Raw genomic sequence first — 9,775 nt, forward strand, 5'->3', positions numbered from 1 at the left:
AGTCCCACGACCCGGCCGGCCGTGACGGCGGGAACTCTCGCAACGGTCACCGGTCGAAGACCGTGCTGACCGAGGCCGGGCCGGTCGAGCTCGATGTGCCCCGGGACCGGGACGGCTCGTTCACCCCGAAGATCGTCGCCAAGCGGCAGCGCCGCATGTCCGGGGTCGACGAGCTCGTGCTGTCGCTGTCGGCGAAGGGCCTGACCACCGGGGAGGTCCAGGCTCACCTGGCCGAGGTCTACGGCGCCCAGGTGTCCCGGCAGACGATCTCGACGATCACCGACAAGGTCATCGAGGCGATGGTCGAGTGGCAGAACCGGCCACTCGACCCGGGACGGAGTCCAATGGTCGTCGCGAATCCTCACGACGACCATTGGACTCCGTCCCGGGCGGACTACCCGGTGATCTTCATCGACGCGATCCACGTCAAGATCCGCGACGGGAAGGTCGCGAACCGGCCCATCTATGTCGCGCTCGCGGTGACCTGTGAGGGCCGCCGGGAGATCCTCGGGCTCTGGGCCGGGGACCCCCTGCAGCGGCGGCGAGGGCGCGAAGTACTGGCTGCACGTACTCACCGAGATCCGTAACCGCGGCGTCGGTGACGTGCTCATGGTTGTCTGTGACGGCCTGGCGGGGCTGCCGGATGCGATCGGCGCGGTCTGGCCCGCCACTATCACCCAGACCTGCGTGGTGCACCTGCTGAGCAATGCTTGAGACCTGTGGATGACCGGGGAGGGGTCGTACCCTCCCGGTGATCTTGACGGTCCTCAAGCAAGGCCGGCGCGCCAACGCCGGTCGGAAGGGTACGACCCGTGCTCACTGTAGTTCCGAACCCGACGGCGGCGACGAGTCCCGCCGTGAGCCCCGCCCGGCCGTGATCGACGAACTGGTCCGCGAGGGCGCCCGCCGGATGCTGGCCGAGGCGTTGCAGGCCGAGGTCGACGACGACATCGCCCGCCACGCCGGCGAGCGCGACGAGCACGGCCGCCGGCTGGTGGTACGCAACGGTTCCCACCAGCCCCGCGACGTGCTCACCTCGGCCGGAGCGGTCGAGGTGACCGCACCCCGGGTGAACGACCGGCGCACCGATCCCGACACCGGCGAGCGACGCCGGTTCTCCTCGGCGATCCTGCCGCCGTGGTGCCGGCGCACCCCGAAGATCACCGAGGTGCTTCCGCTGCTCTACCTGCACGGCCTGTCTTCGGGGGACTTCGTGCCCGCGCTGGGGCAGTTCCTCGGCTCCACGGCCGGGCTGTCGGCGGCCACGGTCACCAAGCTGACCGAGACCTGGGAGGCCGAGCAACGCGCCTTCGTCGCCCGCGACCTGTCCGGAGTGGACTACGTCTACCTGTGGGCCGACGGGATCCACGTCAACATCCGCCTCGAAGAACACAAGCTGTGTCTGCTCGTGCTGATCGGGGTCCGCGCCGACGGTCGCAAGGAACTCGTCGCTCTCGCTGACGGCTACCGCGAGTCGACCGAGTCGTGGGCAGACCTGCTGCGCGACTGCGCACGGCGCGGCATGCGGGCCCCGGTACTCGCGATCGGCGACGGGGCGCTCGGGTTCTGGGGCGCGCTGCGCGAGGTCTTCCCGGCCACGCGGGAGCAGAGGTGCTGGTTTCACAAGATCGCAGGCGTGCTCGGCGCCATGCCGCGCTCCGCCCACCCTGGGGCGAAGAAGGCGCTGGCCGAGATCTGGAACGCCGAGGACCGCCGTTACGCCCTCGAGGCCGTGAAGTCCTTCGAGGCCGTGAAGTCTTTCGAGGCCACCTACGGGGCGAAGTTCGCCAAGGCGGTCTCCAAGATCACCGATGACCTCGACGAGCTGCTGGAGTTCTACGACTACCCGGCCGAGCACTGGCAGCACCTGCGCACCACCAACCCGATCGAGTCCACCTTCGCCACCGTCCGGCACCGCACGAAGATCACGAAGGGGCCGGGATCCCGGGCGGCCGGGCTGGCGATGGCGTTCAAGCTGATCGAAGCTGCCCAGGACCGCTGGCGCGCGGTGAACGGCCCGCACCTGGTGGCACTCGTCCGCGCCGGCGCCACGTTCACCGGCGGCCAGCTCGTCGAACGACCCGACGACCACCACCAACCGGAAGCCGCCTAAAGATCTTCATCCACAGGTCTTGACGATTGCTCCGGCGCGGTCTGGCCCGCCACTATCACCCAGACCTGCGTGGTGCACCTGCTGCGCAACAGCTTCCGCTACGCCGGCCGCCAGCACTACGACGCGATCGCCAAGGCCCTGCGACCGGTCTACACCGCACCCACCGAGGCTGCGGCGACCGAGCGGTTCCTGGAGTTCTGCGAGGCCTGGGGTGAGCGGTATCCGGCGATCGTGCGGCTCTGGGAGAACGCCTGGGCCGAGTTCGTGCCGTTCCTGGGGTTCGACGTCGAGATCCGCAAGATCATCTGCACGACGAACGCGATCGAGAGCGTGAACGCCCGGATCCGGCGGGCGGTCAAGGCCCGCGGGCACTTCCCGAACGAGGCCGCCGCGCTCAAGTGCGTCTACATGGCGATCATGAGTCTCGACCCCACCGGCACCGGGCAGCACCGGTGGTCGATCCGCTGGAAGCCCGCCCTGAACGCCTTCGACATCGCCTTCGACGGACGCCTGTCCGCCGGACGCACGTAACCCGACCAACCTCAGTTACACCGGAAACTTGACAGTCCCACCTGGTCGAGCAGCTGCGCGTAGGTGTAGGTGCGGGTGGTGCCGGTGACGGGGCTGTCGTAGATCAGGGCGGCGCGGTCGCCGTGGCCGGCGGCGACGTGCCGGTCGAGGGCGTTGAAGCAGGTGTTGAGCTGCCCGTCGGAGAACCATCAGTGGAACGGCGGGTTCGCCGTGTCGAGGACTGTCGTGGGTGGGCGGTACCAGTCGATCGCGGTAGCGGCGTCGGCCCAGAACCATGCGGGGTCCTCGACGCTGCTGTCGAACATCTCGTGGTAGCCGCGCATCTCTCTCCGATCGGATCGTCACAACACTGGAACGGGGCGGCCGTTCGCCGGACAGGCCTGTGACGGACAGGCCTGCATCGGGCGGCTCGGGACGGGTGGACAGCAGCCGGGGACCGGAGCGGCGGAGGCCAAGTAGGCCGAGCTCGGCGAGAATGCCGTCAGGGATTGGTGCTGGGGTGTTCGTCGGTCAATGGCATCGGGGTGGGGGTGTCGGCGAGGGCGATGGCGCGGCGGGGGGTGATGCGGTGGCCGAGGAAGACGGGCCGGTTGGCCTGTCCGAGCAGGAGCGGGAGGAGTTCCTCGGCGCGGACCTGGCCCCACCAGCCCTGGCGGGCGGGTAGCTCACCGAACTCGGTCACGGTGTCGGATCGGACGGTCGGCCCGGCGATGATCAGCGGTGTGGGGTCGGCGGTGTGCATGACGCCGTCGACCGACGGGGTGGCGTGATCGCCGGTGACCGCGACGACCGCGGTGTCGGTGAGGGCGTCGAGGCCGGCGAGACCGGCGTCGATCGCTTCCAGGACCTCGCGTTTGGCGTGGGGGTTCTTGGTGTGCCCGGCTTCGTCGGCGACTTTGGTGTGGACGTGGACGAACCGGGCTCCGGTCGCGATCAGCTCGCTGGCGGCGGCAAGGCGGGCGGCCATGTCCGCGGCGAGGTCGGGAACCGGGCGCAGATGGGTGGAGCTCATCTGGAGGGCGGCGGCGATGCCGCGGTAGAGGCGGGTGCTGGTGACCATCGCCCCGGCGACGCCGATCTGCTCGACGAAGCTCGGGATCTCCCCGAGCTGCCCGGACCACTTGGTGGTGAGCACGTCCAGCGCGGGCAGGCCCCGACCGGCGCGCGCGGTGTTGACGGGGTGGTCGAGCAGATGAGCGCGGGCCTGCAGCAGGGCCGCGGTGAGCGCCTGGGCGAACGCGGTGCCAGCCGGGCTGGTCGCCACCGGCTGCATCCAGGGGTGGAACGACTCGAACAGCGGGTCAGAGTCGGTGACGTCCCCGCTCCCGTGCCCGTTGCCGTGGGCGCTGTCGTGTCCGGGTCCGCTCAGCAGCGCTTCACCCTTGTCCCCGTGCGGGGTCAGCGTCATTCCGTGCCGGGCAAGGACCGGGGTCAGGACGGCTAGCAGCTCGGCGACCTCTGCGGCGTCGTCGGGGCGGGCTCGTCCGGTGATGTGCAGGCGGTCGCCGTCGCGGCGGCTGGTGCGCAGGCTGGCGTGGGTGAGCGCGCAACCACGCGGGACGTCCAGGCCGGCGCCGAGCGCCTCCAGCGCGGCCCGGCCGGGGAACGGGATGTCGGTGAAGCCGAACATCGACCAGTGCGCGAGCTCGGAGGCCGGGGCGCGGCCCCACCCGAACGGGAGGTGCCATCCGCTGGCGCCGCGGCGGGCCAGCGCGTCCAGGTGCGGGGTGTGCGCGGCCTCGGCCGGTGTCCGTCCGCCCAGCTGCGGGATGGGTCGATCCCCGAGCCCGTCCAGGATGACCAGCACGATCGGCAACCGGTCGTCGTCGAGGCGGGGCTGGGTCTCCCCGTAGCCGGCCTTCACGCCGTGGCCTCTCGGCTCGGCCCGGCTGGAACCCGATCTCGCACAGTGACCTGTTCCCGTACGGGGGCTGTCCTGTCGTGCTCGGCGAGCAGCTCGCCCAGCAGCGGCACCACCGAGGCGGGCACCAGCTGCTCCCACCCACCATCGAAGCGTGCGCGGATGTCGGAGGCGGACACGCGGGTGGCGGGGTCGCCGTCGAGGACGGTGACCGGGTAGCCGGCCTCGCCCAATCGGGCGGCCTTGTCGCGCTCCCAGGCGCTGTAGGCGCGCACGAACTGGCGCGCGTGGATGGGCACGTACTCGGTCCAGGTCGCCGGGCGGGTCAGGTCGAACGTGACGATCGTCGTACGGTCGGCCCAGCCGCGGGCGGCGAGTGCGGTCTGCAGGAGCCGGGCGCGTTCGTAAAAGGTGAACGGGTTCGCCACGGGCAGGTGACGATGCGCGGAGGTCGGTTCCGGATGCCGGGCACCGGTGTCGGGATTGGTCACCGCGACGATCAGGTGCTCGGCCTCGCGCAACGCCATCGCGAACAGCTCGAGGTGCTGGTCGTGGACGGGCTGGAACCGGCCGGTCACGCACACCAACCCGCTCACGACCCCACCTGCCCAGGCCGGCCCGCCGACACCGGCGGATACGCGACCGGGTTCTCGGTGGTGATCTGGCCTGCGACGCCCGAGCGCAGGCGGCCGATCACCGCTGCCCGCTCGCCCCGCTCGCGCAGCTGCGTCAGCAGCCCGTCGGCCTTGTTCGGTGCGACGGCCAGCAGCAGGCCGCCGGAGGTCTGGGCGTCGGCCAGCAGCAGCTGGGTCGTCGCGTCGGTCCCGGTCGGGACGAACCAGCCGGTGGCCAGTGCGGAGGCGAGGGTGCGGCGGCTGCCGTCGGGGGCGCAGCCGGCCTCGACCAGCTCCCGGACCCCGTCGAGGACCGGAACGGCCCGTGGCCAGGCCGCGGCCGCGACACCCGCGGTCCGGGCCATCTCGTGCAGATGCCCGATCAACCCGTACCCGGTGACGTCCGTGCCGCCGCGCAGACCGGCCCCAACCGCGACCCGGGAGGCGGCGGCGTTGGCACGCGTCATCACCGCGACCGCTTCCGCCACCACCGCAGCCGGGGCGCGGCCGCGCTTGACCGCGGTGGTCACGACCCCGACCCCGAGAGGTTTGGTCAGCACCAGCAGATCCCCGGCCTGGCCGCCGCCCTTGCGCAGGATCGCGTTCTGGTCGACCTCACCGACGACGGCCAGCCCGTACTTCGGGGCCGCGTCGACGATGCTGTGCCCACCCACGACCAGCGCGCCGGCCTCACGAACTGCGGTGGCACCGCCCCGCAGAACCTCAGCCAGCAACGACTGGTCCAGATCCGCCGGCCAGCCCAGCAGGTTCAGCGCCACCAGCGGCCGGCCACCCATCGCGTAGACGTCCGACAGCGCGTTCGTCGCCGCGATCTGCCCCCACGCGAACGGGTCGTCGACCACCGGGGTCAGGAAGTCACACGTCACCACCAGCGACCGGCCCTCCCACCCGGGCAGATCGACCACCGCCGCGTCGTCGGCCGGGTCCAACCCGACCCGCAACACCGCGCCGGTCGCGGTGACCGCGCCCGACTCCGGCCCCACCGCTACAGGACCGGTCGCTCCGGTACCGCGCAGCGAGTTCACCACGTCGTCGAGCAGGGTCTGGGGCAGCTTGCACGCGCAGCCCCCGCCCGGCGAGTAGTGCGTCAGCGGAACAGCAGCTGCAGGAGCAGCCGGGGCCGGGCTGGTGGCGCTCATGCCGCCCTGCTCCGCAGCAGCCCGCGGGCGATCGCGTTGCGCTGGATCTCCGAGGTGCCGGCCGGGATGCGCAGGTTGCGCGCGACCCGGAACAGCTTCTCCTCCGGTGAGTCCTGGATCAGTCCCGCCGCGCCGCGGACCTGGACCGCGGTGTCGGCGACCCGGAAGAACGCCTCGTCGTTGATCACCTTCACCAGGCTGATCAGCCGCGGCGCGTCGCGGTGCAACGGCTTCGCGTACGGGCCCAGCACGTCCAGCTCGGCCTGGGCGACCAGCGACGTCGCGCGCGCCTGGTAGATGTCGGCGTGCATGTTGGCCAGCATGTGCTGCACGACCTGCTGGTCGGCGATCGGCTTGCCGCCGACCTCGCGCTGCTGGGCGTAGTCGACCGCACGCTCCAGCAGCCACGCCCCCCAGCCCGCGCACATCCCGCCCCGGCACAGCCGCCGCCAGTTGATCCACGACATCGCCAGTCCGAACCCGTCGCCGATCTCGCCGACGACGTTCTCCGCCGGCACCCGCACATCGGTGAACTCCAGCGCGCCGGTCAGCCCGTCGGCCATCGTCGTGGGCAGGTCGACCCCGCGGGTCACGCCGGGCGCGTTCCCGTCGACCAGGAACATCGACAGCGACCGGGTCCCCGCGCCCGCATCGGTGACTGCGACGACCTGCAACACGTCGGCGAAGTGCGAGTTGGTGATCCAGCCCTTTGACCCGTTGATCACCCAGTCGCTGCCGTCGCGTTCGGCATGGGTGGCCATCCGCAGCACGTCCGATCCCGCGCCGAACTCGGTGTTGCAGAACGCCGCGGTGATCTCGCCGGTGATCAGCGGGGTCAGGTACTGCTCGCGCAACGCAGGCGAGCAGTGCTCGACCGCCGGGTTCGGGCCCTCGGTCCACGCCAGCGCGGCCAGGCCCAGCCCGAGCCCCGACCGGCGGTAGACGAACTCCTCCACGTGGTGCATCTCGACCCGGCCGAACCCGCCCCCGCCGACCTCCGCGCTGGTGTGCGGGGCGTAGAGGCCGGCCGCGCCGGCCCGGCGCTGCACCTCCCGCCGCGCCTCCCACACCGCCGCGCTCATCCGGCCCTTCTCGTCGAACCGCGGCTGGCTCGGCGTCCCCGCACCCTGCCCCGTCAGCTCCTTCTCCAACGGTGCCACCTCCCGAGCCAGGAACTCGGCGAACCGGGCGGTGTAGTCCGACACCCGCGCACTCACCCCGATCTCGGCGCCCGACGCCGGCATCGCAGTCTCGGCGCCCGACGCCGGCATCGCGGTCTCGCCAGCACCGCCTGCCGTCCTGGTCGCGGTGCTGGTTGATGTGGTGGTTGCGACGGTGGTCATCAGCGCTGATCTCCCTGTTAGCCTGCTCTCACGTCCAGTTCCGAACGTAGTTCACTTTGATGAACGACGTTCGGACTGTAGCGTCATGGCGACCGGGACGGAAGGGCTGAACGCATGACCAACAGTGCGCGCGCGGATCGACTCGGCGCGGTGGCCGAGGCCAAACGGGCGCTGATCCTCGACGCCGCGCTGCGCGTGTTCGCCCGCGACGGCCTGCGCGAGGCCAACATGCGCGCCATCGCCAAGGAAGCCGGCTACGCCACCGGCGCGATCTACGGCTACTTCCCCAGCAAGGAACACATCTACGCAGCAGCCCTGCACGAGTCGCTGCAGCGCCTGCGTGCCGCGACCGAGGCCGCCGTCGTCGGTATCGACACCGCGGTCGAGCGCTTCGTCGCCGCCGGCCTGGCGTTCTTCGACTTCTACGACGAGAACCCGCGCGATCTCGACATGGGCTTCTACCTGTTCGCCGGCGGCATGGCCCCCCACGGCATGCCCGACCCCGACACCAACCACGACCTCAACGCAGCACTCCTGGCCACACTCGAACCCGTCCGAGCCGCCGCCGAAGAACTCGTCGACCCCGACACCGCGACCCGACTCACCGCCGACGCGTTCGCCCACGCCTCCGGCCTACTCCTGCTCCGCCACACCCACCGCATCAACCTCTTCCACCTCGACGCCCGCGACCTCATGCAGCGCTACCTCAGCGATCAGGCGTCCCACACGACCTGACACACCACGACCGTGCCTATGAGGAGGTGCGCGCCCGGGTCTGGGCGAGGCGGTAGGAGTCGATACCAGTCTCGATGATGTTGCCGCCGAAGGTAAGCCGGTCGACGATCGCCGCGCACAGACGGGGGTCGGTGAAGGTCTTGGTCCAGCCGGCGAACGACTCACTGGACGCGATCGCGACGGAGTTCTGCTCCTCGCGTTCGGTCAGCACCTGAAACAGCAGCTCGGCGGGGGACTGTCAAGTTTCCGGTGTAACTGAGGTTGGTCGGTTACGTGCGTCCGGCGGACAGGCGTCCGTCGAAGGCGATGTCGAAGGCGTTCAGGGCGGGCTTCCAGCGGATCGACCACCGGTGCTGCCCGGTGCCGGTGGGGTCGAGACTCATGATCGCCATGTAGACGCACTTGAGCGCGGCGGCCTCGTTCGGGAAGTGCCCGCGGGCCTTGACCGCCCGCCGGATCCGGGCGTTCACGCTCTCGATCGCGTTCGTCGTGCAGATGATCTTGCGGATCTCGACGTCGAACCCCAGGAACGGCACGAACTCGGCCCAGGCGTTCTCCCAGAGCCGCACGATCGCCGGATACCGCTCACCCCAGGCCTCGCAGAACTCCAGGAACCGCTCGGTCGCCGCAGCCTCGGTGGGTGCGGTGTAGACCGGTCGCAGGGCCTTGGCGATCGCGTCGTAGTGCTGGCGGCCGGCGTAGCGGAAGCTGTTGCGCAGCAGGTGCACCACGCAGGTCTGGGTGATAGTGGCGGGCCAGACCGCGCCGATCGCATCCGGCAGCCCCGCCAGGCCGTCACAGACAACCATGAGCACGTCACCGACGCCGCGGTTACGGATCTCGGTGAGTACGTGCAGCCAGTACTTCGCGCCCTCGCCGCCGCTGCAGGGGGTCCCCGGCCCAGAGCCCGAGGATCTCCCGGCGGCCCTCACAGGTCACCGCGAGCGCGACATAGATGGGCCGGTTCGCGACCTTCCCGTCGCGGATCTTGACGTGGATCGCGTCGATGAAGATCACCGGGTAGTCCGCCCGGGACGGAGTCCAATGGTCGTCGTGAGGATTCGCGACGACCATTGGACTCCGTCCCGGGTCGAGTGGCCGGTTCTGCCACTCGACCATCGCCTCGATGACCTTGTCGGTGATCGTCGAGATCGTCTGCCGGGACACCTGGGCGCCGTAGACCTCGGCCAGGTGAGCCTGGACCTCCCCGGTGGTCAGGCCCTTCGCCGACAGCGACAGCACGAGCTCGTCGACCCCGGACATGCGGCGCTGCCGCTTGGCGACGATCTTCGGGGTGAACGAGCCGTCCCGGTCCCGGGGCACATCGAGCTCGACCGGCCCGGCCTCGGTCAGCACGGTCTTCGACCGGTGACCGTTGCGAGAGTTCCCGCCGTCACGGCCGGCCGGGTCGTGGGACT

The 9,775-nt window shown here is 70.7% G+C and carries 7 protein-coding genes and 4 pseudogenes; 4 read left to right on the top strand and 7 right to left on the bottom strand.

All coding sequences use genetic code 11. The annotated features are described in order from the left end of the window. The 3 genes and pseudogenes from GTW08_RS23805 to GTW08_RS23815 form a co-directional block, all read left to right on the top strand. A pseudogene (locus GTW08_RS23805) lies at window positions 1–708 on the top strand (IS256 family transposase); the annotation flags it as partial. Between the two features lie 166 nt (window positions 709–874). Next, window positions 875–2,113, top strand: a complete 1,239-nt coding sequence (locus GTW08_RS23810) for an IS256 family transposase (RefSeq protein ID WP_083658949.1) — start codon at window positions 875–877, stop codon at window positions 2,111–2,113. A 15-nt stretch (window positions 2,114–2,128) separates the two neighbouring features. Next, a pseudogene (locus GTW08_RS23815) lies at window positions 2,129–2,644 on the top strand (transposase); the annotation flags it as partial. Between the two features lie 188 nt (window positions 2,645–2,832). On the opposite strand, the gene GTW08_RS33055 reads toward GTW08_RS23815, so the two are convergent. From GTW08_RS33055 to GTW08_RS23840, 5 genes are all read right to left on the bottom strand, one after another. After that, window positions 2,833–2,967, bottom strand: a complete 135-nt coding sequence (locus GTW08_RS33055; protein WP_346009965.1) for an acetyl-coenzyme A synthetase N-terminal domain-containing protein — start codon at window positions 2,965–2,967, stop codon at window positions 2,833–2,835. A gap of 158 nt (window positions 2,968–3,125) precedes the next feature. Then, window positions 3,126–4,508, bottom strand: a complete 1,383-nt coding sequence (locus tag GTW08_RS23825; protein WP_073577950.1) for a phosphoglycerate mutase — start codon at window positions 4,506–4,508, stop codon at window positions 3,126–3,128. Beyond that, a complete protein-coding gene (locus GTW08_RS23830) occupies window positions 4,505–5,101 on the bottom strand; it encodes a cytidyltransferase (RefSeq protein WP_073577951.1) in 597 nt (198 codons plus the stop codon). The genes GTW08_RS23825 and GTW08_RS23830 overlap by 4 nt, the downstream gene beginning before the upstream one ends. Beyond that, on the bottom strand, window positions 5,098–6,279 hold the full coding sequence (gene selD, locus GTW08_RS23835) for a selenide, water dikinase SelD (protein ID WP_073577952.1): 1,182 nt from the start codon (window positions 6,277–6,279) through the stop codon (window positions 5,098–5,100). Before selD ends, GTW08_RS23830 begins: the two co-directional genes overlap by 4 nt. Next, window positions 6,276–7,622, bottom strand: a complete 1,347-nt coding sequence (locus tag GTW08_RS23840) for an acyl-CoA dehydrogenase family protein (protein ID WP_202417609.1) — start codon at window positions 7,620–7,622, stop codon at window positions 6,276–6,278. The genes selD and GTW08_RS23840 overlap by 4 nt, the downstream gene beginning before the upstream one ends. A 114-nt stretch (window positions 7,623–7,736) precedes the next feature. On the opposite strand from GTW08_RS23840, the gene GTW08_RS23845 reads away from it, so the two are divergent. Further along, entirely contained in the window at window positions 7,737–8,357 is a 621-nt protein-coding gene (locus tag GTW08_RS23845; protein ID WP_073577953.1) for a TetR/AcrR family transcriptional regulator, read from the top strand. A gap of 16 nt (window positions 8,358–8,373) precedes the next feature. On the opposite strand, the pseudogene GTW08_RS23850 reads toward GTW08_RS23845, so the two are convergent. Continuing rightward, window positions 8,374–8,586: pseudogene (locus tag GTW08_RS23850) on the bottom strand (ATP-binding protein); the annotation flags it as partial. A gap of 40 nt (window positions 8,587–8,626) precedes the next feature. Next, a pseudogene (locus GTW08_RS32155) lies at window positions 8,627–9,775 on the bottom strand (IS256 family transposase); the annotation flags it as partial.

Source organism: Pseudonocardia sp. SID8383, assembly GCF_009864975.1.
GTDB classification, from domain to species: domain Bacteria; phylum Actinomycetota; class Actinomycetes; order Mycobacteriales; family Pseudonocardiaceae; genus Pseudonocardia; species Pseudonocardia alni.